The sequence below is a fragment of the Citrobacter telavivensis genome (genome assembly GCF_041807075.1).
Taxonomy (GTDB): Bacteria; Pseudomonadota; Gammaproteobacteria; order Enterobacterales; family Enterobacteriaceae; genus Citrobacter_A; species Citrobacter_A telavivensis.
Genome location: NZ_JBGUBF010000013.1, coordinates 1 through 23,665, shown reverse-complemented (window position 1 = coordinate 23,665; position 23,665 = coordinate 1). Strand labels below are relative to the sequence as shown.

The window sequence follows — 23,665 nt, the reverse complement described above, 5'->3', positions numbered from 1 at the left end:
TCCGGTATTGGCCCCGCAAGGCGGGGCCGAAAGGACATTACAGGGTTGCGTCAACACCAACAGTTGAACCAACAGAAGAGATCCATGCGGTCAGGCCGACCAGACAGGCTCCAACAACCATTGACCAGAAGATGAAGCCGCCACTGATATCTTTCCCGCGTTTGTTTTTGAGCCACAGAGCAACAAGACCTACGATGAAGCAGACAACACCAACCACTTTACCAGCGGTAATCAGACCAGGCTGGGTACTGGCCATACCTTCCGTGAAGGTATTGATCTTTTCCCAGATAGTCGTTTCAGCTGCAGCCTCTTTGCTCAGCAATGCCAGCGGCAATACCACTAACGATTTTGCTACCGTTCCGCGCAGCTGATACGCTGCGATGGATGCAGATAACGCCTTGTCTTTGATAAATTTAACAATTTTCATAAAGTATCCTTTTTGATTACCAGTGAATGTTTAATGTGCTCTGCAACGCATCGAGCGTTTGTGTATCGAACATCAGAAGTAGTCCACATACAATTTTCACAATGGATGCCCCTCTCGTGCCCGAAGCTGACAGCTCCGTATGGCCCTCAAGGTAAGAGTCTTTCAACCCCTTAATACCCCTGTAAAAAAAGTATGCACCGAGAATTCTAACAATCCCCAGCACTGCGTTGACTGCTGCGGCTCCCATGCCAAACGTAGATTCGCTCGCATAACTGACGGGTCCGAAACTGACATCGCCAAATCCTAAAGTGGCACCGCCTGAGTTCATCTGTGCTTTCAGCGTGATGAGGCATACACAGAAGATGATCCCGGCAAAAATTCTGCCAACTTCAACACCTTTGGTAGAATGCCTGGCCTGCTTCCGCAGGCTCATCAGATATCCAATAACACCAATGATCCCAACGATTGCAGCGACACCTATGATTAGCCTTGTCAGCGGTTCCTGACCACCGTTAGCAACCTGAATTAATACCGATTCTAAATCCATAGTTTCGCCTTTTTAGGTCCTGATTAGCGGATAAGGCCTTTACTTGTTGTAACGATTCTATTTTCAGTATCGATACCTGTAATGGTGACTCCGCCAAGTTGACTTCCGACCTTCACAGCATACGTCTGGTTTTTGTATTTTACCCAAGCAAGATCGCCAGATAAATCATTAATTGAAAAACCTCTCAACAAAGGTAATGCCTGTGACGTTGCACCGGAAATTGTTCCACTCTGATTACCAAATGAAGGCCCATAACCAGCGGCTTTCATTTTCAGTTCCTGAACCTGATTGTTCAGATTTTTAATTTGTTCATTAGCGCTTTGTAACTGACTGGAAAGGATCATCATTCCATTTTTAGAAGTTGATTCTATCGCGTCCAGCCGTTCCTTTTGCTGCAGCAGAATCCCGGAAATCTGCTCGCGGAAGTCACCAGAATCCTGCCCTGCAGGGGCAGACTGTACGCGCGGACGTTGCGCTGAAGACTGGATCGCCCCATTCCCCGTCGCTGGCGCAGTATCACTATCGGAGCCCCCAAACAACCAGACTAAAAGCAGGATAGCGATGACAGCGATACCACCAATCCATGCATAGTCACTGATATTAAGCGGCTTTTTGCTCGCTTTTGCTGCTGGCGTCACTGTCGGTTTTGGCTTTTCAGCAGGCTTAGCAGACACCGGTTCCTGGGCAGGAGCTGCTTCGTTTTTATTGTCATCTTCAAACAGATTCATTATCAATCTCCTTAACGGTAATACGGGTTATTGGTGCCATACCCGTAGCCGGGGTAGCTTGGAAAGTTTTGCTGAGGGTAATTAGGAGCCGGAGGCTGAGGCATCTGCTGAGGTTGCACACTAGATAGTGTGGGAGTTGCTTGCTGCTGCACCTGCTCTGCAGAAGCATTTTCCATATTCTCGCCACAGTCGCTTTCATACACAGGCGCGACAAACTGGATGCCTATGAGTTGGTTACGGTCAACCGTAACCTGCTTAATCGGCAGGCGGGCTGCATCGTCGGCCAGGACACGCCCTGCTTGCTCACCCATCCCGCCAATAATGGTACCGGCAACCGCTTTGCCATCAGGTGTACCAGTTGAACGATATGCATTCCCGCCGTCAGTGATAATCATCTGCGAATTGCTGTCCGCATACAGCTGACCAGTTCGGCCTAATCCGTTAGCAACAGCCGGCAGAATAATACGGCTGAACCAGCGGTTATTTACATTTGAGGAAACGGCCGCGCGCAACGAGTCGGAAGCCACGCCATACGCATCGACCTTACACTGCACTCCGTTCAGCTCCATGCCGGTGAAGTGAATTCGAATACCATCGCCGGCAAGACGGTTTTGGCCAGAATAGAATTTGGCGCCGGCCTGCGCTCCAGTTGGAACATGGGCAATAGCAATACTGTTCTGATCGTCACTGTCCATCGCCGTATCCATTACTGCCGGCACAAGCGTGTAAGCCGATACAAGCCGGGCTCCTTTATCTTTGACCTTATTCTTCGCCCCCTGTTGTTTTTCAGCATCCGGCTTTTTGTTCTGCGGATAGACCGAATCGGTCCACCCTGAGAAGGTGCCGCCGTTCTTGTCATTACCCTCTGCTCCCAGAGGGGTTGCAAGAGCAACACCCGTGACAACCGGTGTTCTGGCCTGGTCTATTTTCTGCAGTAACGTAGCCACAGCTTTAGCCTGACGCTCACGCTCTTTCTGCTCAGCATCATTAGCCTTACTGTTATCGCCCGACTGTTTTGCTGACGATTCCCACGAATATTTTGGTGGCGGTGCTTTGGTGCCGTAATCAACGGCCACCGGGTTACTGGCTGACAACGTGGATATGAAACTATCCCCCGTGAGAGCCGCTTTTTCTGAGTTATCAGCATTCCACTCATTCAGCAGCTTGTTGTATTGGGGATCATTAGCTTTTTCCCTGCCAGTTTTCCCTTCCAGCCCCTGGGCCTTCACCTGCGACCCGCCCGTTGCCGGCTCATCTGATGAGCCAAACAACCAGTACCCTCCCAGAAGCGCCACAACTGCAGCGGCGCCACCGACGTAGAGCATCATTTTTCTGGTTTCTTTACCTTTATCTGTAGCCATCGTCGTTCCCCTTAATTCAGCTCAACTTCAACGTCACGCGCCTGACCGTTAACCGAAAAAGTCAGCACTGGTGTTGCCGGCAGCACGTAAACATGTGTGCCATCGATAGCGGAAAGCGTTTTTTCAAACTCATCCTGCAGCTGCATGTTACTTCTGACGTAGAGCTCATCACCGATCTGCCAGACTTTGGTACTCCCTGGCGCGTTTTTAAGTTTCAACCGCTGAGCATCTTCAGGCGGGATGCCATCGAGCACGCTCTGCAGCTGCTTGTCATACAGTGAGATTTTTTTCTCAGGAGTAGCGGTATAAACCGGTGTGTCAGGACTGCGCTTCGGGATACGGAGATCCAGACGATAATCAACATCAACGGTTTTTGATTTAACGGAGGGTTCTGCCCCCTTCACGTTAATAATGACCGGCGTAGCCAGCCCCTTCAGAAGCACTGTGATGTTCCCGCTGGCATAGGCATTGGTCGGCTGGATTGTGAATACCGCCGATCCTGGAATATAGCCAACACACAGTTCACCACCAGATGCACAGGGACTCGAATTATATGGAGGGGCGCCTAATACCCAGGGGTGTCCGGTTGCATCTGAAAACGTCACTGTGGTTGCCTGGTTTGGAAATACCCGTACCTGCGGAATGGATGCACCAGCTGACAGTGATACCGTCTGGCTTGAAATTCGTGGGATCGGCGTTAATGGTGAGGTTTTGGCCGCCGCGCTCATATCTTCCATTGCGCTGCGGGCAGACCGCACCTGACCAGGGGTAATAGGCTGGATCTGCTGCAGAACAGGTGCAGGTAACTCTTCCAGTGTCTGCGGATTAACATGAGTAACCTGCTGCTGTGGTGGAGGAATCTGCGGCATGGGTGCAGGAGGCAGTGCAGTAGTTGGCTGCTGTTGGGCCTGTGCCTGTGGTTGTTGGCCTTGCGCCTGCTGCTGACCTTGTTCCTGTGCTGTTTGCTGTGGAGGCTGTTGCACCTGTGACTGCTGATTTACGGGCAACCCGGAACTGGCCTGCTGCCATTGAGCAATATCACCACCAGGCACAGCTGGCGCCGTTTGCTGCGGCGCTCCATTACCAGTCGGCGCATCAGCTGCAGATACAGAATTTGCCGAAAACAGTGCGGCCATAAGTACAGTTAACAGTTTAATCTTCATGATTGACCTCAGTAGTTCCGGGGTTTGAGAATGGCCTGTGCTACTTGAATACCCCGTGGATCTTCGTCTTCTTTTACGCGGCGTACCTGAACCATCAAATCGTAAGGTTGCGGTCTGTAGTCCTGAGCCTGCCCAACAAGCTGAACAGTCACCGGAATGCGGTATTGCCAGGCATAGGTTTTGGTGCCACGGATAAGACCTTCCGTGATCAGGGTTCCAGGAGTTGTGGAAAGTTTTACGTTCAGACGTTTTTCACTGATATCTTTCAGCAGCCCACTATCGGACAGCGCTTTACGGAAACTAACGTACCCTTCAGCGCTAAAATCGCCGCGGACGCTGGTTAATTGGTTTTCGTAATTCACAAAGTTCAGTGAAAGCGATTTGATCATTGTACGGTTGGCAAAGTCCATCACCTCTTCCGCCGTGTAAGCGGGTTCATCGGTTGGATGAACTTCTGTGATCATGCCCCCATTCGTTGCAATATATTTGGTTTTTTTCTGGTGAAGCCAGTAACCCTGAAGACCAATGATAATGATTGCGACTAATATGATTAGCGTTTGAATCAAAATTACTTTTAAACCATGTTTCGATACGATTTCTTGTACCGTTCGGTTACTCTCTTCAGCCAGAGCTGGAGCAAGGGCGTTGCTGTCATCATCAACGACTGAGTTTTGATCCGAGTCAGTTTGATCCATAATATTTTCACCATTTTGTGTTTTCATAGAGTTTCTCTTTTCAAAAGTTTGTGTTAGAAAATCACGCAGATCGTTAATGAACAATGAGGTATACATGAGCGAACATAATGATTACGAATCCTGTGCAGTTATCATGTGCGAACGACGAAAAGCCACCGCCGTTTTGCGCAAAATCCCGCCAGAAAACCTTGAACAACTCATTAATATGTGGTCCGACATTGCACAGGGAATGATCGAGAAATTTAAGGAAGAACAGAAGGCCACTGAAGAGAAAGCCGCAGCCACAAAGCGGTTCATGGAAGAACACAATATTACGGCTGATGAAGCTCTCCAGATCTTCGAAAATCTCTTTGGTCCGTCCACGAAAAGTAAATCCACTTTTGGAAAAGTGAAGTACCGGATCGAAGTTGATGGAAAGTCCATAACCTGGACAGGAAAAGGTCGCCGACCTGCAGCGTTTGCCGAGATGAGCGACGATGAGCTCAAAAAATATGAAATCAGCTGAAGACTGGCTGCATACTGTCAGACGTTTCATGAATGAAGATTCGCTTGATACGTATGTAGACTCAAAACGTGATGTTCTACCTGCCACAGAATTTATGCGTTTACTAACCGCGGCGGAACACCGCCGCGTTGAAATACGAACCGGCAAGCTATTCGATAAAATCCCGAAAGGACTCTTCCGGTAGTTACAAATGGAACGGGAATGCATCACTGTTTGCATCCTCACCACTTCCACTCGCAGCTGCCGGATTGTTTAATTGCACATTTTTAGAAGATGCGTTGGGCAGGATACCTGACGTATCTGGCAGTCGGGATGAAATCGTTGACCACGGGTCCAGCGTCGTATTAGTCAGGCTCCCCCACTTCTCATTAATCTTCGATTTAACCGTATTGCATACCTCATCCTTCACCTTATCAATAATGTCGCTGATAGACGGAAACTGTGGGATTTTAAGTGATACCGATAGCGACCCCAGGCACTGTCCGAGAGAATCAGACGTACTGGATTCGCTTTTTGCGGCGTTGTTAATCCTTTCCACTTCCTGCTTATAGGCAGCATCTGCACCAGCTTTTGCCAGTTCGTATGCTGCACAGGTCTGTGTTGCCGCAAATGAGCTCACAGAAATGCAGGAAAACCCTACTGCAACGAGTAGGGTTTTTGTTTTATGGCCGAGGCGCTGACTTTGCGACTGGTGCATGAGTCTGTTCTCTCCTTTCATCATCTTTTCTTTTTGCAGAATTTGAAGGATGAAAAAGCTGCTTCATTACTGTTTTGTTTTTTACCTCATCTGAGGCCGCTTGTAAATGCTGAGGCTGTTTTTCATTTGCAATTGTGTTTTTGTAAAGCAAATTTTTACCCCCCTGATCTACATGTCCATAACCATGCAAAACAATTCCACTTTCGGCATTTTTATTGATTGCTGAAAGAGTCATATACGTTTTCCAGTTTCCGTCTTTATCAATACGCTTGTTCACTTTTCCAATCACGCTATGGTACTCACCGGACTCCTTATCCTTTGCGATCCCCTGCATGAATCCTTTACGCGACTCAACAAGGAAATAATCTGGGCGTTCGCCTTTTTTATGCGGTGCGATCAGCAAAGGTGTACCCGCGGTTTTTGACTCTTGAGGGAGTTTATAGCCTGTGGGCTTTGTCATGCTTTCTGGAGCTGGCTTACCATTAGGCAAGAACCAGTACAGTTCTTTTTCAGGCACGGCCTCACGGCTGAGATCAACACCGGTAATCTGCTGAATTGTTGTGCGGAGCTTCTGGAAGGTTGCAGCATCATACGGAACCAGTTCAGAAGGCTTATAGGCCTGTTCATTCCCTGCTGTTGGCTGTGGGTATACAGGCTTTACTTCCCACTCATTACGTTTGGTCTGGATAGTTTCATAACGAACGATCTTGTTGCTTTCATCACGGACAGGTGCATTCACCTCAACATCCACAAATCCCAGCTTTCTGACTGTAACAAGACGTTCTGTGTCTACACCAGCATCTTTAACCGCTCTCTCAAGGTCTTTCCCCCAGAGTGTCTTCTCTCCATGTTCATTTTTGAGGGTGACAAAGTAGTTCATGGATTCATCTTCTTTCCACTCATACTTAGCACGTCCATGCGCGACGATAACGCCTTTCTCCCAGGGTTCACCTGCAGCTTTATCTTCCTTTTGAGTATCAGATGCATTCTGCTTCTTCGGCTGCACAGAGGCCGATTCTTCCCAGCGCATTCCATTCTGCTGAACTGATGAATTTGTCTTTTCGTTTGCCCCTTCCTGCTTATTCGCATTTGAATCAGCAACATTTTCTTTTGCCGTTTCTTTTGCTGTTTCATTTGCTTTTTTGAGTTCGAGCAATTTAACCCTTTGTTCTGGGTTAGTCAGTTTCACCTCAATGTTGTATTCACTGATAAGGTTAAACACTCGCTCTTTAAATTCGTCACTGCCGGTGATTTCAATACCACGATGATGTTGCTTATCCGCGGTTAGAACGGCCGCCAGGATCATCTCGTCACTCTGGCTGGCTTCAGGGGTAGCCATACGCAGATGTGAGCCGTAATCGTAAAACGCATCCTGTCCATCAAGCGTATACGCCGTATAGTCTTTCTCTGCTCTGTACCCAAACCGGGCAATTAACCCTTCCAGGTCTATACGTTCTTTTGGGGGCGTTTCTGCATTATCGTTGGTTGCCCAGCGTATGCCGTTTTCCAGTTCTTCGTTTGTTTTTTTCTTCTCCTCGGTTTCATTTTCAGCCGGGGCGGTATTAGCTACAGATTCGCTGGGCGCTATCCTTTCAGGCTTTTGCTGAGCGGAGTCAGTTGTTTCACCGCCAAAGGCCATCATAGCGGCATACGCCTCAAGATCACTGGCGCTATTACTCTCTTCATCATCGCCGTCTCGATCTGTTGGTGCGGTGTATTCCGGTTCAGCAGCTGCAGGGGTGCTGGACACCGGCACAGCTTCCTCCGGTTCGGCAGCTGCAGGGGCGCTGGCCACCGGCGCGGTTTCCTCCGGTTCAGCAGCTGCAGGGGCGCTGGCCACCGGCGCGGTTTCCTCCGGTTCAGCAGCTGCAGGGGCGCTGGCCACCGGCGCGACTTCCTCCGGTTCAGCAGCTGCAGGGGCGCTGGCCACCGGCGCGGTTTCCTCCGGTTCAGCAGCTGCAGGGGCGCTGGCCACCGGCGCGACTTCCTCCGGTTCATCAGCTGCAGGGGCGCTGGCCACCGGCGCGACTTCCACCGGTTCATCAGCTGCAGGGGCGCTGGCCACCTGCGCGGCTTCCACCGGTTCATCAGCTGCAGGGGCGCTGGCCACCGGCGCGGTTTCCTCCGGTTCGGCAGCTGCAGGGGCGCTGGCCACCGGCGCGGCTTTTTCAGGATCTGCAACGGCAGCGCTGTCAGTCGAGCTGTGATTAACGTCAGTAATGTTCGGGTTATCAGTCGGCATAGTGTCTACCCTGTTCATTTGATTAATGGCTCCTTCTACCTGCAATCTGACTTGCTCCAGCCCTTCAGAGACATGCAAATCGTTGTAGTCAGTAAGCCCTTCTTTCGGGTTGCTAAAGGCAGGGACCAGAACATGGCCGGCAGTCAGCTCTGCAGCTTCTGTCGCTTTTTCTAGCCCAACGTTCTCGTCTTTATAAATGTCATTGTCAGCAAGGAAGTAATGAGTGCTGTTTGGAAAGGTGTCTTTCAGGCGGCCAGCAACTTCCACCATGTTGCCGGCATTAACCGTCATGATCACAGGCTGATTGATGGCTTCGCTGATACTGGCTGCTGTCGCATATCCCTCGGCATAAAGCAGGTTGTCACCATCCTTCAGTTGACCACCCACAACGAAAAAACTCCCCCATGCCTGGCCGTCTTTTTCAAGGTGTTTACTACCGTCGGACCAGATGCGCTCAAGGGTCCTGAACTCGCCATCAGCATTAAACAGAGGGATCACAACGTTGCCCCGCTCATCAGCTTTAAGGCCGTTAGCGGCAATGACCTGTTTGTTTTTCAGGTATGCCAGATCTCCCGTGGCATCCGGAAGCCGGTTATATTCTTCCATCAACCGGTTAGCGGTCTGATCAAACTTATCCGCTTGCGCTGCAGCTCTTTGTTCACGCCTTGCCGCAGCATCAGCACGGAGCATGGCCATTTGTTCAGGGTTAGGGGCTGCGCCGGTAGATACCCATTTCTGAATTTCACCACCGTTCTTATAGTCCCTGTACCACCCTGCAGGTCGGCCATCCAGAAAGGCGGCATACACCCCCTTTCTTGAACCAGCTTTACCGTCCACGGTATCGACATAATGCTTCTGGCCATCGAACTCTATGGGGTCTTTGATAATGGCACCGCGCTCTTCAAGCCACGCCGTAAATTCATCTTCAATGGCCTGAATATCCAGGGGCGGTTCTTCGATCACTTTATTGGGGTCAAAAATCCACTCTTTCAGCCGGCTCAGGTTGGCCCCCGGCTGTGCATACCACACCTTTTCTTCCTTCACGTAGTCCAGAGCATTACTGCCATCAGCCAGTTTGCCGGCCGCACGTATTACACGTTGGCGATCGTCAAAGGGAATACTCAGACGGGTTCTTTCAGTTGCAATTTCAGGTTTCGCCATACTGTCTACCCCTGTAGTTATGTGTTATCGCTGAGAGCGCCGGTACCACCACGGCCGCCCGGTAAGTTTTTTCCCGCGGATAACCCGGAGAATGACCTGGTACAGCACCGGTAACGTGTAGCCCATCATGGCCAGCAGAAAGTAAAAGAGAACCACACAGGTGCAGATAACAAAGGTTTTTACTGACGGGAACGGAAACCAGATGAAGTACACAAGAAACGAGATAACAGGCACACCAAAAACCGTCAGTGGCCGGCCGGCATAACGCCATTTGTTAATGTCCATACTTGCCCTCTTTTAACGCCAGATAGTCCATATATCCTGCGACCTCGATGACTTCCGCTTCGTCGATCAAACCTTCCTGGTGCATTGCCCAGGCGTTCTGAATCAGACTGCGGTTTTCAGCGATCAACAGGTCGTCGATGTAGCGGCCCCACTTGCTGTAATCAACGTCATAGAGTTTGCGGCGCAGGCTGTTATCAATGACGAGATATTCACGGACAGCCTTGCGCCGGCCGTCTTTTGTTTTAAGCAAGCGTTGCACGATGATGTAAGAAAGGATACTCAGCAGGTCAAAGGCGGCAGCTTCACGCATTTCCGGCGGATAGTTCTGCAATGATCGGGAAATGGCTTCTCCGACCGTTTTGACGTGCAGTGTGCCAAGACAAAAGTGGCCGGATTTACCTGCCAGTACAGCAGCTTCAAATGACAGGCGGTTAAGGAGCTCACCAACCCCCATAATCTTCGGAGAACGACGGAGCCCGGAGAGAGTGATAAAATTGTGGAAGGAATCAATATCGCGCCCAATCTGTGACTGTGCCGGCGCCGGCGCAATCCAGTCTCGACTTCCCAGGCGATACTCGATGGGATCTTCAACCGTGATGATTTTCCGGTCCTGGTACGTTTCACCGCAATACTGGAAGATGCTGGCCATCAGGGTTGACTTGCCCGATCCCGTCTCGCCGCATATCAGTCCGAGGCCGGCAGCCGGCAACAGAGAATTAAACAGGTCCGGCTCAATACCCATTTGTTTAAGCTGAGGAATAACCTCATTCAGAACACGGAGTGTCAGAGACATTGCCGCTTCTGTTTTATAAATATCGGCCTGAGTAAAGTTCGCGCGGAACCGGCGGGTTTCGCCGCGGCCGAGTCCAATCGTGCCCGCTTCATCACCTCTTAGCTGGATAGCGGTATTAACGACCGCAGCACTTTTCAGCGTCCCTTTGATCTCCTGACCGAACACCTTATCAACGGTACGTTCCAGCTCCAGGTTGTCGAGCGGGTAAGATGTCATGGGCAACTGGCGCCCATGACGTTCTACCCAGATTTTATCTCCGCCCTGCAACAGAATATCGGACACTTCATTGTTTGAGCAGTGTACGAGAAAACGTTCCAGCGTCTGGGGCGTCAGCGTTGGACCAAAATTGAATGCTTCCATCTACTGCCCCTTAACGTATGGTCGGTTTCCAGCTGCGTTTGTTGATGTCAAACTCAGCTTGCTGCTTCATACGTTTCGTTTTATCGCCCAGCATGAGGCGGTTTTTATCCCCTGTAACTGTTTGCTGCTGCTGTGTGATGACTGGAGCCTTAATCATGCCCTGCTGCAGTAGCGTGCTGTAGCGCAACATGCCGGTGTAATCCCGTGTGAGGCGATTGAAATTAGCAGTGAATATCTCATCAGCTTTTTGGCGACCGTCAGACCAGCCCAGCGCGACAGCTTTTTTCCAGATATCACGTTGTTTCCCGTCCTTCGGCATTGCAGCCGGTTCAGGCAATTCGATCCGCTGCGCCATCAGCCCGGTCAGAAGATAGCTTTTCCAGGTCGGCGGGTTACTGACAAAGCGCGCCGGCACCACAATGTCATAGGCACGGTTGGCCGTTCGGATTTGCTCATTGGTAATGTGTGCAACGTCTTTAGCTTCAGCAATGACCGGAGGCAGGTAGCCTTCAGAAGAGATCAGCGGCTGGAACGAATACATGTAATCAAGGTTGCTGCGCTGATTTTCCAGCGCGGCGCGAATTTCTTTAGCGCGTTCTGCCTTTCCGCCGCGAAATCCAATGGTGTGCGCTGCGTCGTTTAGCATACTGCCAGTAACATCGGCCTCATCGTCACTTTGGCTTGGCGGGTCCATGTAGTAATCCAGGCCTTTAACATCGGAGTCGTCCGCGCGTGCAACGTTCGCAGCAAGCAGCGGTAACGTCAGAAGCACGATCAGTTTAAGTTTCATGGGCGGGTCCCTCTGAGGAATGAACCTTTCTTCGATGGTGTGAGGTAAAGCAGCTGCAGTTCACCGGGTTTCTGGTTGATGGTGGCACGGTACTGCGTTTGTTGTCGGATCAGGGTCAGCAACTGTTCAAACGTAACCTTCGAACCACCAACATCGATATTGAGTGGAAGCGGTAACTTGATCCCCTGACTGGTGAATTGAAGGCCACGCTGTTTAGCCAGTTGCTCCAGTAATTCGTAAGCATCACCCTGCCAGCTCACACGAACATACTGACTGTTTGCATTGATAATGGTAGGGAATTTGTAACGGGTCCTGTTAATGGCTCCAGCCTGGTAAAGCTCATCCTGTGCGAGTTTTATCTTAATGGCTTGCTCACGCAATTCCTGATCTACCAGCTGCTGTGCAGAGATTTGTTTTTCCTTTTCGCTTTGAGAGGCACACCCGGCAAGAGCTAACACAGAAACGGCCGCGAGGACCGTTTGCATTTTGATTTTCATTTCTTACTCCATTTTACTTCGGATTGAATTTGTCGTCGCTTTCACTTCTGAATTGCATTTCATTTTTACTATTATTTTGCTCACGAATCAAACGATGTTTCTCGTTTTGAGCATACGCCTGCTGAGCGGCATCTGTGAAGGTAATGCCCTGCGCGACAGGGTGATTGTGGTTCACAGCTGCATCGACGATACGATTACAGCACAGTTCCTTAAACTCGCCGTCACCATCAACACGAACAGATTTGGCTTTACCAGCAATCGTTAATGCAATTGCAAGGTCAGCCGTTTTCTCTTTGTCGATTCCATTACTTTCTGTCAGCACAATATGACCACGATCAGCCGCTACCGGTTTACCGTCGCGCTCAAAGATAACAGTACCGTCTTTCAAAAGCCGTGGCTTGACACCATGACGTGCTGAGGCCATTACGGCCACATCATCACGATCATGACTGGTGATGGCGTTAAAGGTACGGTTGAACCCGATCTGCTCAACCAGTTGCTGTTTATACTTCTCCTTCTTCCTGGAGGAATAGGCAAAGCCCCTCATTTGGCTGAGCGCTGCCTTATCACCCTTCAGTGCTTCCTGTTCGACCCACTCCCGGTAAGAAAGCCGTGGGTTAGCCGCCCTGAAGCCGTTGCGTTCTTCACGCAAGCTAAGACGCAGATTGGCAACCGCCTGCAGGCGTTTGAACTCAGCCAGGTTGTACATCAGCTTTCTGGTATGAGGATCTGAAACAGAATGCCGGACGTTATTTTTCACCAACCGGGTATGTTGGGCAATTTTCCGGTATTCATCGGCGATGCGATCCTTATCCGGAGAATATATCGGTAAATTGTTTCGGTAGGCGCGATAGCGACCCTTGAGCAGCATTCTTTCTTCTGCGCGCTCAATTTTACGCTGCAGACGTTTATTGGCATCTCGACGATAAGCACCAGGGGTATATGCGGTTTTAAATACCGATACTTTGGCCGGTTCAATATGTGAAGGCTGGTATTCACCAAAGCGCTCTTCCATCGACTTCAGGGTATATTGCGCCTTGTTAAATACCAGACTCGCCTTAACAGCCGTCTTCTGGTTTTGATGTTCGTGGGTAATGACGTAGCCCTTTTTCCCCTGTGCTTTTTCGACACGAAGACCGATGTCTGCAAATGTCTTATGCACATCATCCCAGCTTTTGGCTTCACGAAGCCCAGCTGAAACATGGATCAAGTTTTGACGACTACCGCCTACCTGTTCATCACCAACGATATAGCGATAGAGCGTTTCAACCCCCTCTTTATTCTCCATCTTGTTGATGCGATCGAGTGAGCGCCAGTTGCCCCGCTCTTTCTTGCTGTGAGGGTTCCGGACAATCTGTTGACGGTCATTAACCACATATGCACCGTTTGAATGGGACCAACCATTCTTCAATTCCAGTAAGCGGCACGCCTGATGAAGAGTGTCTTTGGTAAAGCTCGATGAGGCTGCTTTATATGTCTGGGGATTGATGCGGTTAACAGCAACATGCACATGCAGGTTATCTGTATCCCGGTGGATGGCAGCAACATACTGGTGATCGGACATGCCCATCGATGCCAGTGTAAACTTCACCGAATCGAAAACCTGATCATCATTCGGCTTTTCATAGTCAGGCCATGAGAGAACATAGTGCATAACTGGATCTTTACAGCGTGTGCTTTGCTGAGAAACTGAATTCATTTCCTGTGCTGCACCATCGAGCGAGAAGGTATTGTACTGGCAGGTAACATCACCAACCACAACACGCTGTACACCTGGCTCAACATCCACCGGTGTGCTGATCACTTTCTGCTTACGGGTCAGGTAATTGTTTAACCCTTCGAACATATCTGATTTAACAGCCAAAGCCGTCTCAGGAGTAGGCTGAACTGTATCAGTCAACTCCTGAGACGGCTTGTCTGCCATGTACTTAATCAGCTGACCAAAGCTGGACTTTTTGTCCCTTCGGCCCTCAATGATTTTAGGTATCACCATCCATCTCCTGTTGCAGTTTCTGTGCGGCCTTTTTGACCTCGATCAGAATCTCTGAATACTCCTTGCTATGAACTCCGGCACCTTCGTTAAACAGATGTTTTTGAAGGGCTGTTATCTTTACAAGAGCGGCAAGTGCATTGTAATTGCCTTTCGATTGAATGCGCTTTCCAAGCCCAGATTTGATAAGATATTGACTAAGACTAAGCCCTGCTTCATGGGCCTTTTCGGTGAGTTTAGCTTTCACTTCTGTGGAACATCTCACCTGGATTCGATCGTCTGTTTTTCTGCTCTCGCTACGGCTCATCAGATAGCTAACCTCGTTAGGGGGTGTCGGGGCTTGCCCTGACCAAGACGTTTTTGGACGGCCGCCGCGTGTCGGCGGTACTCCAAAAACACATCTTGTCCCGTACTTAAATACCTCATTGAATTCTACCATCGGCGAGGTTTGAAAGCCAGCAGCGAAGGGCCTGGCAGGCAGAGCAATTGAATCGTGCCGGGCATCATGTAAAATCACCCGAATAGCCTGGGTCGATTTTCTCCGGTTCGGCATGGCGATTTTGACATTATTGGGAGGGCATATGCCTGCAAAAAAGAAAGCATTTTATAGCAGTGAGGACATCGGAAAATTCAAAAGCATTCTCGACGACTTGCCTGATGTGACGTCGGAAAGGCTTGAGAAAAAGCACGTACTCGACGAGCTTAAGTCTGACATTAAGAAGCTGAAAGATTCGAAAGGATATGAAGATAAAGAGATACTGAAATTCCTCAACGATGCGGGTTTTTCAGACGTTACATTACGTGATATCAAGGACATTACTGCCGGACGAGTTGGAAAAAAAAGAACCAGCAACAGCCGAAAAAAAATCACTGGAGTTGACGAAGAGCAGCGCACACAAAATAGCTCTACCGCTCAGAATCCTGACGCTTCAGGTCCGCAGTATTAACCTTCACCTTTCACATATAGCATCCCACATTATGATATAGCTCCCGGCCTGTCAGGCCGGGCATGGGTGCTGCCTGTTCGTGTAATTGTGCGTGCATACTTGTCACCGTTCCGGTGACAAGGGCACTCATTGGCCGGAAAAAAATTTTCCGGTTCCGCTGCGATGCAGCGCTCAATGGTGCGCACGTTCAGGGCCACGATCCGCCCTTGATCCCGATAAATTTACAGGGAAAGGAGTCCGGGCAAGGATATTAAAAAGGGGCGCATACAGCGCCCCTGAGACAGTTACAGATTACATTGCGGCTTCTTTAATCCGCCGGAACACTGCCAACCAGAAACGGAAGTGATCCCATTGCGCTGCGTTCATCGGATGCGACTTTGTTTGCACTCCGTTTGCGACATCTTCAGCATAGTGTATAATCCACAATGGCATTTTGAACCTCACAATTTAAATTGCCTACCCAGCCGGATTGTTGGCGCAATCCGGCACCTTTTCTGGATTTCAATGATTCATCACCTCCTTCACATCCAGAACCAAAAAGTTATCGTTAGCGTGACGCTGCCCTACGATGAAAACAGCATCAAAGCGACTTACTGCAACTACGTTTAGTTTGCCTGTAACCTCCTTTCCGTTGATGTTGATGGTTTCATAGAGCACCTCGTATTCCTTCGCAGAATCGGAATACTTCTGCTCTTTCCAGTTTTCTATCTGTGCGATCAGCTCCGGGGCCAGCTGCTGACGAACACGGTTTAGTTCATAGTCACGATTGAGAATCAGGCGGTAATCTTTAATTAGCTGGTTGATAACCTTGTTCTCATCCCACTCGGATAGCAGTGGGCACTGTTCGCACTGTATAACACCATCTTCAATCAGTTTTTCTCTGATGCCATTAACTACCTGTACAGCACTTAATTCACTGTCGTAGTTCTTTTTAATTTCTTCGCTTCCCGGATATACCATAGCGACATCATTAAAATGGCTTACGATTAATTCTGACACAATAAGGGTATAAACCTCATAAGGGTATAAGGCCGCCATAATATTCTCTCCACGTTATTTACAGAGCGTTTTAATCAATATCCACTTTTAAACTTCACGATTATTATACGTCTAATGAGCCATTGCAGGCAAGAAAAAAATGCCCCTTTTCGAGGCAAATTTTTAACCGGTTTACCACTCCCAAACGGTCAGTTCTGGCACCTGTTCCGCATCCCGGTCAAACCAAATCCAGTCGAACCCGGCACCATTTAACGCGGCTATATTATCCAAAGCACTTGCACTGATCCCCGCCCTGGTTAATTCCACTCGCCATTGTTCAGTAGCAGAAATACGCAATATCCACCCATAGCGATTTTTCTCGATCCAGAACAAACCTTGACCGGACAAGTCATCGTTACAGACCTTGTCCAGTAGTTCCGCGTCTTCTTTTTTTACATGGCCGGTACTGACGACCGCCACCCGATATTGTTCACTGATATTCATACTCCCCCCTCTGGATTGGCGGCCCGCGTCCTGCGGGCCGTTCTAACTCAAATACTCACTGCGGGTAATCATTCATATCCGGGAACGGCGGTTCATCATGATTTTCAATGCCTCCCTGGCCTTCTGCACTGGTGTTACGTGGCCCAGCTCCCGGCAGCATCTGCATTTCGCCGTTATTATCGATCACAATTTCCTTATTGCTGCGCATTTTGCCGTCTGTCCCTTGCCATTTGTTATTACGAATGCGCCCGACAAAATACAGCATCATACCCTTTTTGAAGTACTTCCCAGCTGCTTCGGCTTTCTTTCCAAAAATGACAATATCATGCCATTCCGTTTCTTTTTGCTCCTTCCCTTCGTTGTCGCTGTAGCTGATTTCTGTAGCCAGCGTCAGGCTCGCAATGGCCGTTCTGTTTGGGGTGTAACGCACTTCTGCATCTTTGCCAGCACGCCCCATCAGAATCACTTTGTTTTCGCCACGTTTCCACATAATACACCTCATATATTTGATGTTTATCAGTAAAAAATGGGAGGATTAAGGGGGATTTCTCCCCCTCTTTTTCAGTAAAACTTCACGTTCGATTTCAGGGCTTTTTCAAAGTCTTTTACAAAGGAATTTGCAAAAGTGTAATCACGATGAATAAGCTGTTTTGTTTTAGGATTTCGCCACTCAACCTGCACTGATTCGGCTGAGTATTCGATCACCTCGATTTGATTTTTCACACCGAGATAATCAGCAATTGCCATTACGGCATTCACTTTTTTTTGGTCTGCTTCTTTCATTTCAACTCCTTCGCCAGTCGGGGCGCTACCGCGAAAGACTCAACTGCCTTTCGATGTAATAATTATACGTCTAATGAGCCATTTTATCAACTCATCAGACGTATTTTTTTTATTTAATTTTGTTCAAATATGAACATCAAATGATGCCAGACATCTAACCTAATGGCTTGAATTTGGCCTTGTTGTAGGTGATCCGGTAGTCTTTGCACTTCCCGTTCTGCCGCAGGAACTCCAGCGAGACAACGTTAGCAGCGGCAAAATTGATGCACATAATGCTTTCCAGCGCCTCGAACAGGTCGGCTCCATTGGCAAGCGGAAACCACAGATCGTTGTCGCTACCGCTTAATTTTTCATGCAGACAGAAATGCACAGCACGCACGCCGCCAAATTCCGTAACCAGCACCGTATTGCTGGCGCGAATATCAGTTAGTGTTAACATTTTTCCCCCTGTCAGTATTGGCCCCCTCACGGGGGCCGCCGTTTCAGTCAATCGCGCGGTAAATCAAACCGGCTTCGGCGTGCTGGTCGGCATATAATTTGAGCTTTTCCTGCTGGGTGATCAGCATGTCGCAGATGTGCTGATAGCCTTCATCATGTGCGTGCCAGATCATGTGGTTCAGGGTGAACAGGGTCAGCACGATACCGGTAGCTTCTGCGGACAGTTCCCCTTCGAACCAGTTACCGCTAACCGATACCGTGAAGCGCTCTGCGCTCAGTGGGTACATGAAGCCGCTACCGCAAGACAGTTCGACGAACTCCCAGGAACCGCCTTGATAATCGACGCAGAGAGAGCGTGCGAGGTTGTAGACACCGGCCTCACCTGTGAGATACCAGGCGCCGAACAGACGTGGCAGAAAGGCCATGCGGCGGTTATTGGGGATAATGCGTGCAGTGATGGCGGGTTGATTCAGTTCAGTAGACATTTTCTGTACTCCTGCGCCAGTCGGGGCGCTACCGTCGAAAGACCGGATTGCCTTTCGATGTGATTATTATACGTCTAATGAGCCATATTAATCAAGCAAAAAATTCCCGCCTGCCTGAATATTTTCAGGCGGGAGAACTCTTTCCCCTGTCCATTTTTGGGGGCAGGATCACGCCTGCCCCCTTCTGATTCACATGATTACTATGACTTTGTTTCAGCGTTAAAGTGTACGGCGGCGATCCTGACCAACGGGATCACCGCGCTTTCTTCATCGAGCACACGAAAATTTATCGCTTCCCCCAGGTGCATCAGGTTAGCGATAAAATCAACGATGATTTCGGAAACCGGGTGTCCGTCGCAGTCCTGCTCATTCAGGCGCGCAAACAGCGCCAGCGCCTTAGCGGCCTTGATTGCCCGCTCTTCGTTTTCTTCGTCCATACTGCCGAAACACCATTGCCCCTTTTCAATCAGGGCCAGCGTGTCGTAATAGGCTTCATTCTGGGACATGTTTTTTCCTCCTGCGCCAGTCGGGGCGCTACCGTGAAAGTTCGCTGCGTTACTGCGTGAATTAGCCGTTAATCACCTTCGTGATGCACTCCAGCGCCTCAGACTCCTGCGGATAAAGTCGGCGTGCAGCTCCTTCACCAGACTGGATTTCTTCCAGCCGGATAAACTGCGCCGCCAGCGCCACGACTTTTTGCAGCGCCTCGGCATTGACCTCTATTTTTCGATCGCGGGCGGCATCTTCGCGCACCTGCTTTGCCAGGCTCCAGACGGTATCTTTTCCGACGCCATAACGGCTGTGTGAACTGCATTCCGCGATTTCTGCCAGAACGGCTTCGGCCTCATCGTCAGTGAGGTTCATATCACTGGTGCAGTCATGGACATCTTCAGCAGTCCAGATCAGCAGGCTGATCCGCTGCTGTGGATCAAAACTATCGAGAAGCCTTGCGCAAATTTCATTTACGTTACCGTGCATTGTAAAACTCCTGCGCCAGTCGGGGCGCTGCCGCGAAAGACCGGATGCCTTTCGATGTGATAATTATACGTCTAATGAGCCATATTAATCAAGCGATTTTTCACGCTCATAGCTGCTACAGGCAACGCTGTAGCCGTTTGCATCCAGTTCTGAAGGCCAGTCGTCACGCCCGCAACCTGACAGCAGGCAGGCGCTGAGGTGCCCAGGGCGATAGTCGAGATGCTGGCATGAGGCGCAAAGGTCATCATCTGAGATTGAGCGGCCTGCACAGATAGGCGGCGCTCCATCAGTGGGAATTTCTCGAATATGCAGCGTTGTCACTTTTTTTACTCCTGCGCCAGTCGGGGCGCTGCCGGTTAGGGATGCAGGGGGCTGTCGCCCCCTGCGGCGGTTCAGTCCTTACCTTTATCCTTCATGACTTTAATCAGCCCGGTAATGGCTGTAATGAGGGCGGCCACGGCCGTGATAATCTGAGGGAGGTTATGGAGGATTTCAGAAGAGGTCATAATGCACCTGTAAGGCTGTTTAGGAAGGTACTGATTTGAATCAGTAAAAACATTATACGTCTAATGAGCCATATATGCAAGCAAAAAAACGCCCCGTGTAGGGGCGCTGTGATTATTTTACATACTGCCAGACATGCGGCGGGATCTTATCCCAGATGCGTCCCGATGCCAGCTCTGCGCGGCGATGGTCGGCGGCAGCCTCAAAAGCCTCGGTGTCCTCCGGCGGCACCTGTCCACGATCCCGCATGGATTCGTACATTTTTTCCAGTGTGTCCGGGTTACGACTGCGCCGAAAACGGAGAAGGTAAAAACGCCTCCGCGCCTGATAAACTGTTTCCGCCATGTATCTGCGTCCTGAGCGCCTTGTTATTTCGCATAGTATTCACGTTTTGGTTGAATAAGTCTTCGACTATACGCCCCTTGCGGGGCGTAGCAGGCGGTCAGCCCCAGGTGCTGTAAAAATGGCTTTCGTTAGGATCGGTCTTATAAGCCTGTTCGTACTCGTCAATGCTGACAGACGGATGCTCATGGTTTTCACAGATGCGACGGGTCACGGGTTCGCCTTTAAAGTCGTTCAATACCGGCTTTAACTCGCCAGACATTGCACTGTCTGCTTTCACCTGCTGCGCAGCGATGCGGCGCAGTACGGCGGTTTTCTTACCGCGCAGGGCGATCACCTGATAAAAACAGGTATTTGTCTGCTCATAACCCCAGCTGGAAACAAAAACATCACCAAGAGAAACGGAGCCGTTACGGAACTGAAGGGATTGAATAGCCATATTTATTACTCCTGCGCCAGTCGGGGCGCTACCGCGAAAAGCCTCATTGCCTTTCGATGTGATTATTATACGTCTAATGAGCCATATTAATCAAGCAATAAATACATGCCCGGCATGATTTTTTCAGGCCGGGGAATACTTCCTTTCCCTGTTTATATTTCAGGCCGCAAATGCGGCCTGCCGTCTGCATTACACGCGAGGGGGTAACATTCCGGGATAGTGACTGGCAACCAGATTATTGATCTTCTCAACCAGCTCCGGGCGTTTAAACGTAATGTGCGCGCTGCCCTTTTTGTAATATCGCACGCTGAAGTAATCACACTCGAACACCTTACCGTTGAACTGGTTTTCACTGAAAAAGGCATCCAGTTTGGCACCGTCAGAAACGCGGTAATCAGGCACGTTACGCCCGTCCAGCACGTAGAACGGCCGCGCCAGATCGTCAATTTTGGTGTGCCCGTCTGAGCTGAAGCGCACCCAGCTACTGCGCCAGACATCGAGCAACGGCGCGATGATGATACGCTTGCCAAACATGCAGGGGTTATTGGTTTTATAATCCCACGACAGGGATTTAAAGATATCAATCAGCCCTTGCGTGAAAGTATCGGCCTTGCTTGCGTTCAGGTGCCGGAACGTACTCATAACGTTCTCCAGCGTTATCGGCGGCATTTCCTCGCCTGCCACCTGCCGATCCCATTCCTGACGTTGTTTGTTGCTCATCAGCGTATACATGCCGGTTTCCGACATCAGCCGATCCCAGATTTTTCCGTCGATAACGCGGGAAATAGCCGTTTCGGCCTGGTCTGGTCTGGTGTCGCTCCATTTGATCGCGCTCTCTACGGCTTTGTCGTAGTCATACAGGTACTGACAGCCTCCGGCCTGCTGCATCAGATCGCGCGCTTTTCGCAGCTTGTCTATGCCGTCGAGATAGACGCGAATACCTTCATTCCGCAACGAGATAATGCGCTCAATAGCTATGGACGGGATCACTTCACCGCCATGCTGGCAGGACATCAGATCGACCGACGGGAGAGTTTTTTCAGATGACATTTCAGACTCCTGCGCCATGCGGGGCGCTACCGTAAGGGGTGAACAGGGCTGGCAATGCCAGCCCATCAATGATTATTTGCAGCGCTGAAGCAGTTTACTGACCTGCTCGGCCAGCGCATACGTGGACGCATACGGGCCACTTAAACGACGGTTAGGGATTTCGTTGAGGGCATACAGGCACGCCTTCAGCAGCGCATCTTTCTGCGTTTCCAGTTCAGCTTTAAGCTGGGAGGGGGTCAGTGCTTTACTCATAATTTGTTACTCCTGCGCCAGTCGGGGCGCTACCGCGAAAAGCCTTATTGCCTTTCGATGTGATCATTATACGTCTAATGAGCCATAACAATCAAGCGTTATCTGATTAATTTTCTTTGTTTTTTCCTGAACTCCTTTCCCTGTAAATTTTGCTTTTCAGATCCCCATCAGCCCGATGAAGGTGCTTTGCCGGCATGGTGCAGGGGTTCAGGCATCAGACACTAGCGATAGCCCGAAACCCCGCAGGGGGTTCGGCGGAGCTGCCAGGCTTTGCCTGGCTAGCGGAGTGTGGCTGACGACTGCCCGACGGGCAGGAGCCGAAGGGGCCCAGAGGTGTTTTAGTACGACAGGCCAGCCAGAAAACGCCGGCAACTGAGCAGAAATGAACAGGGAAGACACGCTGTGCGGGCGTCAAAATTAAGTTAACTTGCAGACACCAGGGCGGGATCACATCAGAAAAGGCCAGAATAGGGGGCAGGACTCGTCAAAGACATAAAAACGATGATGGGTACAGGTTTTTTAAATGCGCGCCCAGAGAGCGGCTCAGCGCGTTTCAGGGCAATACGGGTTCGATGCCCGTATTGCCCTGCAGGCGGCAACCACCGCGTCAGCCTTCAGCCCCGGCCAGATAGCGGCTTAGCCCCTCACGGGAAGCCAGCACCGACGCTCTGAACTGCGGTTCGCCGTCACCCAGCGCCTTCAGCTTCTCCACGATATTGATCATCGGCACGGCTGTGCGCTGCTTATAACTCTCGATGTCAGCAGCATATTTCAGTAATGCCGTATCACTCGCCTCTTCAACTGGCAGATAAGCACGCAACCACAGCGCATCTGCGAACGGGTCTATCAGCTTTTGCAGCGCTTCAGCCGTTGCTTCAAGCGCCCGCCGGTCAGTTTTAATGGTGCCAGTCTCCGGATCAACACACTTCCCTTCCCAGCACTCAGGTACAAACGACTCCCGATAATGAAAACCGTTGTCTCCGTTTTCCGCACAGGCCAGAAGGTTCTCGATGCTTTCAGGTGTTCTGTGCCGTAACATCCTGGCCGTTGCCATACCGATCGCATTTATCATGATGCCATGCAGTCCCAGCGCCTCCTGACGGTACTCCGCAGCGATATCATCCTGGGCAATATCATTCCAGCGCATCGCCTGTGCCCAGGCAGTCCAGAGCTTTTCTGCCATATCACGCTGTTGCGTCGAGGGAATGCTGTTGGCCCGCAGGTTGAGCATTTTTTTCGTCGCATCGTTCAGTGCTTTAAAGCTGATCAGCCGTGAGCTTTTCGCCGGGACCACGTTGTGTTCAAAATCCACTGTGCCCGCCAGCCCGGTGACGGTTCGGGCCAGATGCATTGCCAGCTGGTTGACCGGATCATTGTTGTTATATGCCATACTGATCGCCGCTGCCGGTTTGCTCGCGTTGTTATTAATATCAGCGAAAAACTGCTGGCGTAACTCAAGTGGCAGGCCAACGGTAAGCAACAAGCTGATCGTATCTTCCGTATTGGAATAATCGCGTACAAATTCAAAAATACCCAGCGCACGGTGCTGGCCATCGAATAATTTTAAATCAGCGTCCATCGGAATTTTAAGAATCCCGGTGATGCTGCCAACTTACTGATTTAGTGTATGATGGTGTTTTTGAGGTGCTCCAGTGGCTTCTGTTTCTATCAGCTGTCCCTCCTGTTCAGCTACTGACGGGGTGGTGCGTAACGGCAAAAGCACC

The 23,665-nt window shown here is 50.2% G+C and carries 32 protein-coding genes; 4 read left to right on the top strand and 28 right to left on the bottom strand.

Annotation, left to right across the window (positions count from 1 at the left end; genetic code table 11):
• Positions 1–37 precede the first annotated feature (37 nt).
• The 6 genes from ACERJC_RS24580 to ACERJC_RS24555 form a co-directional block, all read right to left on the bottom strand.
• Positions 38–427 (bottom strand): DUF6750 family protein, encoded by a 390-nt coding sequence (locus tag ACERJC_RS24580; protein ID WP_004187479.1) that lies wholly within the window; start codon positions 425–427, stop codon positions 38–40.
• A 16-nt stretch (positions 428–443) separates the two neighbouring features.
• Positions 444–974, bottom strand: a complete 531-nt coding sequence (traQ, locus tag ACERJC_RS24575) for a conjugal transfer protein TraQ (protein WP_004187478.1) — start codon at positions 972–974, stop codon at positions 444–446.
• 23 nt (positions 975–997) lie between these two features.
• Positions 998–1,702, bottom strand: a complete 705-nt coding sequence (gene traP / locus ACERJC_RS24570) for a conjugal transfer protein TraP (RefSeq protein WP_015060002.1) — start codon at positions 1,700–1,702, stop codon at positions 998–1,000.
• An 11-nt stretch (positions 1,703–1,713) separates the two neighbouring features.
• Positions 1,714–3,063: a conjugal transfer protein TraO gene (traO, locus tag ACERJC_RS24565; RefSeq protein ID WP_004187474.1), complete on the bottom strand. Its 1,350-nt coding sequence runs from the start codon at positions 3,061–3,063 to the stop codon at positions 1,714–1,716.
• An 11-nt stretch (positions 3,064–3,074) separates the two neighbouring features.
• Positions 3,075–4,115: a DotH/IcmK family type IV secretion protein gene (locus tag ACERJC_RS24560; RefSeq protein ID WP_301726595.1), complete on the bottom strand. Its 1,041-nt coding sequence runs from the start codon at positions 4,113–4,115 to the stop codon at positions 3,075–3,077.
• Between the two features lie 119 nt (positions 4,116–4,234).
• Entirely contained in the window at positions 4,235–4,948 is a 714-nt protein-coding gene (locus ACERJC_RS24555) for a DotI/IcmL family type IV secretion protein (protein ID WP_004187467.1), read from the bottom strand.
• A gap of 67 nt (positions 4,949–5,015) precedes the next feature.
• Between ACERJC_RS24555 and ACERJC_RS24550 the strand changes: the two genes are divergently transcribed.
• Both ACERJC_RS24550 and ACERJC_RS24545 read left to right on the top strand, forming a co-directional pair.
• Positions 5,016–5,426: an H-NS family nucleoid-associated regulatory protein gene (locus tag ACERJC_RS24550; RefSeq protein WP_004187465.1), complete on the top strand. Its 411-nt coding sequence runs from the start codon at positions 5,016–5,018 to the stop codon at positions 5,424–5,426.
• On the top strand, positions 5,398–5,610 hold the full coding sequence (locus ACERJC_RS24545) for an Hha/YmoA family nucleoid-associated regulatory protein (RefSeq protein WP_305953721.1): 213 nt from the start codon (positions 5,398–5,400) through the stop codon (positions 5,608–5,610). The genes ACERJC_RS24550 and ACERJC_RS24545 overlap by 29 nt, the downstream gene beginning before the upstream one ends.
• On the opposite strand, the gene ACERJC_RS24540 is transcribed toward ACERJC_RS24545, so the two are convergent.
• The 8 genes from ACERJC_RS24540 to mobA are packed head-to-tail and all read right to left on the bottom strand — an operon-like array spanning position 5,611 to position 14,758.
• The gene (locus ACERJC_RS24540; protein WP_011091071.1) at positions 5,611–6,123 is read right to left on the bottom strand and encodes a hypothetical protein; all 513 of its coding nucleotides are present in this window, start codon (positions 6,121–6,123) and stop codon (positions 5,611–5,613) included.
• Positions 6,089–9,526 (bottom strand): LPD7 domain-containing protein, encoded by a 3,438-nt coding sequence (locus ACERJC_RS24535; RefSeq protein WP_373610029.1) that lies wholly within the window; start codon positions 9,524–9,526, stop codon positions 6,089–6,091. The genes ACERJC_RS24540 and ACERJC_RS24535 overlap by 35 nt, the downstream gene beginning before the upstream one ends.
• A 24-nt stretch (positions 9,527–9,550) precedes the next feature.
• Complete coding sequence (gene icmT, locus ACERJC_RS24530) at positions 9,551–9,811, bottom strand: IcmT/TraK family protein (protein WP_004187310.1); 261 nt, start codon at positions 9,809–9,811, stop codon at positions 9,551–9,553.
• Positions 9,801–10,964, bottom strand: coding sequence for a plasmid transfer ATPase TraJ (gene traJ / locus ACERJC_RS24525; protein WP_004187313.1), 1,164 nt, complete (start codon positions 10,962–10,964; stop codon positions 9,801–9,803). The genes icmT and traJ overlap by 11 nt, the downstream gene beginning before the upstream one ends.
• A 10-nt stretch (positions 10,965–10,974) precedes the next feature.
• Entirely contained in the window at positions 10,975–11,754 is a 780-nt protein-coding gene (locus tag ACERJC_RS24520; protein WP_004187315.1) for a type IV secretory system conjugative DNA transfer family protein, read from the bottom strand.
• Entirely contained in the window at positions 11,751–12,251 is a 501-nt protein-coding gene (locus tag ACERJC_RS24515; RefSeq protein ID WP_004187320.1) for a DotD/TraH family lipoprotein, read from the bottom strand. Before ACERJC_RS24515 ends, ACERJC_RS24520 begins: the two co-directional genes overlap by 4 nt.
• A 13-nt stretch (positions 12,252–12,264) precedes the next feature.
• Complete coding sequence (gene traI / locus ACERJC_RS24510; protein WP_004187323.1) at positions 12,265–14,244, bottom strand: TraI/MobA(P) family conjugative relaxase; 1,980 nt, start codon at positions 14,242–14,244, stop codon at positions 12,265–12,267.
• Entirely contained in the window at positions 14,231–14,758 is a 528-nt protein-coding gene (gene mobA / locus ACERJC_RS24505) for a plasmid mobilization protein MobA (protein ID WP_172740549.1), read from the bottom strand. Before mobA ends, traI begins: the two co-directional genes overlap by 14 nt.
• Before the next feature lie 34 nt (positions 14,759–14,792).
• On the opposite strand from mobA, the gene ACERJC_RS24500 reads away from it, so the two are divergent.
• Complete coding sequence (locus ACERJC_RS24500) at positions 14,793–15,188, top strand: hypothetical protein (RefSeq protein ID WP_019725163.1); 396 nt, start codon at positions 14,793–14,795, stop codon at positions 15,186–15,188.
• 501 nt (positions 15,189–15,689) lie between these two features.
• On the opposite strand, the gene ACERJC_RS24495 is transcribed toward ACERJC_RS24500, so the two are convergent.
• The 14 genes from ACERJC_RS24495 to ACERJC_RS24430 form a co-directional block, all read right to left on the bottom strand.
• Positions 15,690–16,226, bottom strand: coding sequence for a hypothetical protein (locus tag ACERJC_RS24495; RefSeq protein WP_004187332.1), 537 nt, complete (start codon positions 16,224–16,226; stop codon positions 15,690–15,692).
• A 132-nt stretch (positions 16,227–16,358) separates the two neighbouring features.
• The gene (locus ACERJC_RS24490) at positions 16,359–16,670 is read right to left on the bottom strand and encodes a DUF5983 family protein (protein ID WP_004187333.1); all 312 of its coding nucleotides are present in this window, start codon (positions 16,668–16,670) and stop codon (positions 16,359–16,361) included.
• Positions 16,671–16,725: 55 nt separating this feature from the next.
• Positions 16,726–17,160, bottom strand: a complete 435-nt coding sequence (gene ssb / locus ACERJC_RS24485; protein ID WP_019725164.1) for a single-stranded DNA-binding protein — start codon at positions 17,158–17,160, stop codon at positions 16,726–16,728.
• Positions 17,161–17,231: 71 nt separating this feature from the next.
• Positions 17,232–17,453: a hypothetical protein gene (locus ACERJC_RS24480; RefSeq protein ID WP_004187336.1), complete on the bottom strand. Its 222-nt coding sequence runs from the start codon at positions 17,451–17,453 to the stop codon at positions 17,232–17,234.
• Between the two features lie 154 nt (positions 17,454–17,607).
• On the bottom strand, positions 17,608–17,892 hold the full coding sequence (locus ACERJC_RS24475) for a hypothetical protein (protein WP_004187337.1): 285 nt from the start codon (positions 17,890–17,892) through the stop codon (positions 17,608–17,610).
• A 43-nt stretch (positions 17,893–17,935) separates the two neighbouring features.
• Complete coding sequence (locus ACERJC_RS24470; protein ID WP_015059999.1) at positions 17,936–18,376, bottom strand: antirestriction protein; 441 nt, start codon at positions 18,374–18,376, stop codon at positions 17,936–17,938.
• 200 nt (positions 18,377–18,576) lie between these two features.
• Positions 18,577–18,882, bottom strand: a complete 306-nt coding sequence (locus ACERJC_RS24465) for a hypothetical protein (protein ID WP_004187339.1) — start codon at positions 18,880–18,882, stop codon at positions 18,577–18,579.
• A gap of 61 nt (positions 18,883–18,943) precedes the next feature.
• Complete coding sequence (locus tag ACERJC_RS24460) at positions 18,944–19,354, bottom strand: DUF1380 family protein (protein ID WP_004187342.1); 411 nt, start codon at positions 19,352–19,354, stop codon at positions 18,944–18,946.
• Positions 19,355–19,438: 84 nt separating this feature from the next.
• Positions 19,439–19,675 (bottom strand): hypothetical protein, encoded by a 237-nt coding sequence (locus tag ACERJC_RS24455; protein ID WP_011154457.1) that lies wholly within the window; start codon positions 19,673–19,675, stop codon positions 19,439–19,441.
• Positions 19,676–19,972: 297 nt separating this feature from the next.
• Positions 19,973–20,203, bottom strand: coding sequence for an Hha/YmoA family nucleoid-associated regulatory protein (locus ACERJC_RS24450; protein WP_004187345.1), 231 nt, complete (start codon positions 20,201–20,203; stop codon positions 19,973–19,975).
• A gap of 97 nt (positions 20,204–20,300) precedes the next feature.
• On the bottom strand, positions 20,301–20,639 hold the full coding sequence (locus tag ACERJC_RS24445; RefSeq protein ID WP_004187354.1) for a hypothetical protein: 339 nt from the start codon (positions 20,637–20,639) through the stop codon (positions 20,301–20,303).
• A 189-nt stretch (positions 20,640–20,828) separates the two neighbouring features.
• Positions 20,829–21,689 carry a DUF4942 domain-containing protein gene (locus ACERJC_RS24440; protein WP_015059998.1) on the bottom strand — a complete coding sequence of 287 codons (861 nt, stop codon included), beginning with the start codon at positions 21,687–21,689 and terminating at the stop codon, positions 20,829–20,831.
• A 72-nt stretch (positions 21,690–21,761) separates the two neighbouring features.
• Entirely contained in the window at positions 21,762–21,941 is a 180-nt protein-coding gene (locus tag ACERJC_RS24435; protein WP_004187364.1) for a hypothetical protein, read from the bottom strand.
• Between the two features lie 607 nt (positions 21,942–22,548).
• Complete coding sequence (locus ACERJC_RS24430; RefSeq protein ID WP_254913179.1) at positions 22,549–23,535, bottom strand: DGQHR domain-containing protein; 987 nt, start codon at positions 23,533–23,535, stop codon at positions 22,549–22,551.
• A gap of 58 nt (positions 23,536–23,593) precedes the next feature.
• Between ACERJC_RS24430 and ACERJC_RS24425 the strand changes: the two genes are divergently transcribed.
• On the top strand, positions 23,594–23,665 hold a 72-nt coding region (locus ACERJC_RS24425), incomplete at its 3' end, for an IS1 family transposase (RefSeq protein ID WP_001568368.1).

Coding starts and splice junctions, on each gene's coding strand:
- ACERJC_RS24580 (WP_004187479.1), bottom strand. CDS start 427: ATGAAAATTGTTAAATTTATCAAAGACAAGGCGTTATCTGCATCCATC.
- traQ (WP_004187478.1), bottom strand. CDS start 974: ATGGATTTAGAATCGGTATTAATTCAGGTTGCTAACGGTGGTCAGGAA.
- traP (WP_015060002.1), bottom strand. CDS start 1,702: ATGAATCTGTTTGAAGATGACAATAAAAACGAAGCAGCTCCTGCCCAG.
- traO (WP_004187474.1), bottom strand. CDS start 3,063: ATGGCTACAGATAAAGGTAAAGAAACCAGAAAAATGATGCTCTACGTC.
- ACERJC_RS24555 (WP_004187467.1), bottom strand. CDS start 4,948: ATGAAAACACAAAATGGTGAAAATATTATGGATCAAACTGACTCGGAT.
- ACERJC_RS24550 (WP_004187465.1), top strand. CDS start 5,016: ATGAGCGAACATAATGATTACGAATCCTGTGCAGTTATCATGTGCGAA.
- ACERJC_RS24545 (WP_305953721.1), top strand. CDS start 5,398: ATGAGCTCAAAAAATATGAAATCAGCTGAAGACTGGCTGCATACTGTC.
- ACERJC_RS24540 (WP_011091071.1), bottom strand. CDS start 6,123: ATGCACCAGTCGCAAAGTCAGCGCCTCGGCCATAAAACAAAAACCCTA.
- ACERJC_RS24535 (WP_373610029.1), bottom strand. CDS start 9,526: ATGGCGAAACCTGAAATTGCAACTGAAAGAACCCGTCTGAGTATTCCC.
- icmT (WP_004187310.1), bottom strand. CDS start 9,811: ATGGACATTAACAAATGGCGTTATGCCGGCCGGCCACTGACGGTTTTT.
- traJ (WP_004187313.1), bottom strand. CDS start 10,964: ATGGAAGCATTCAATTTTGGTCCAACGCTGACGCCCCAGACGCTGGAA.
- ACERJC_RS24520 (WP_004187315.1), bottom strand. CDS start 11,754: ATGAAACTTAAACTGATCGTGCTTCTGACGTTACCGCTGCTTGCTGCG.
- ACERJC_RS24515 (WP_004187320.1), bottom strand. CDS start 12,251: ATGAAAATCAAAATGCAAACGGTCCTCGCGGCCGTTTCTGTGTTAGCT.
- traI (WP_004187323.1), bottom strand. CDS start 14,244: ATGGTGATACCTAAAATCATTGAGGGCCGAAGGGACAAAAAGTCCAGC.
- ACERJC_RS24500 (WP_019725163.1), top strand. CDS start 14,793: ATGGCGATTTTGACATTATTGGGAGGGCATATGCCTGCAAAAAAGAAA.
- ACERJC_RS24495 (WP_004187332.1), bottom strand. CDS start 16,226: ATGGCGGCCTTATACCCTTATGAGGTTTATACCCTTATTGTGTCAGAA.
- ACERJC_RS24490 (WP_004187333.1), bottom strand. CDS start 16,670: ATGAATATCAGTGAACAATATCGGGTGGCGGTCGTCAGTACCGGCCAT.
- ssb (WP_019725164.1), bottom strand. CDS start 17,160: ATGTGGAAACGTGGCGAAAACAAAGTGATTCTGATGGGGCGTGCTGGC.
- ACERJC_RS24480 (WP_004187336.1), bottom strand. CDS start 17,453: ATGAAAGAAGCAGACCAAAAAAAAGTGAATGCCGTAATGGCAATTGCT.
- ACERJC_RS24475 (WP_004187337.1), bottom strand. CDS start 17,892: ATGTTAACACTAACTGATATTCGCGCCAGCAATACGGTGCTGGTTACG.
- ACERJC_RS24470 (WP_015059999.1), bottom strand. CDS start 18,376: ATGTCTACTGAACTGAATCAACCCGCCATCACTGCACGCATTATCCCC.
- ACERJC_RS24465 (WP_004187339.1), bottom strand. CDS start 18,882: ATGTCCCAGAATGAAGCCTATTACGACACGCTGGCCCTGATTGAAAAG.
- ACERJC_RS24460 (WP_004187342.1), bottom strand. CDS start 19,354: ATGCACGGTAACGTAAATGAAATTTGCGCAAGGCTTCTCGATAGTTTT.
- ACERJC_RS24450 (WP_004187345.1), bottom strand. CDS start 20,203: ATGGCGGAAACAGTTTATCAGGCGCGGAGGCGTTTTTACCTTCTCCGT.
- ACERJC_RS24445 (WP_004187354.1), bottom strand. CDS start 20,639: ATGGCTATTCAATCCCTTCAGTTCCGTAACGGCTCCGTTTCTCTTGGT.
- ACERJC_RS24440 (WP_015059998.1), bottom strand. CDS start 21,689: ATGTCATCTGAAAAAACTCTCCCGTCGGTCGATCTGATGTCCTGCCAG.
- ACERJC_RS24435 (WP_004187364.1), bottom strand. CDS start 21,941: ATGAGTAAAGCACTGACCCCCTCCCAGCTTAAAGCTGAACTGGAAACG.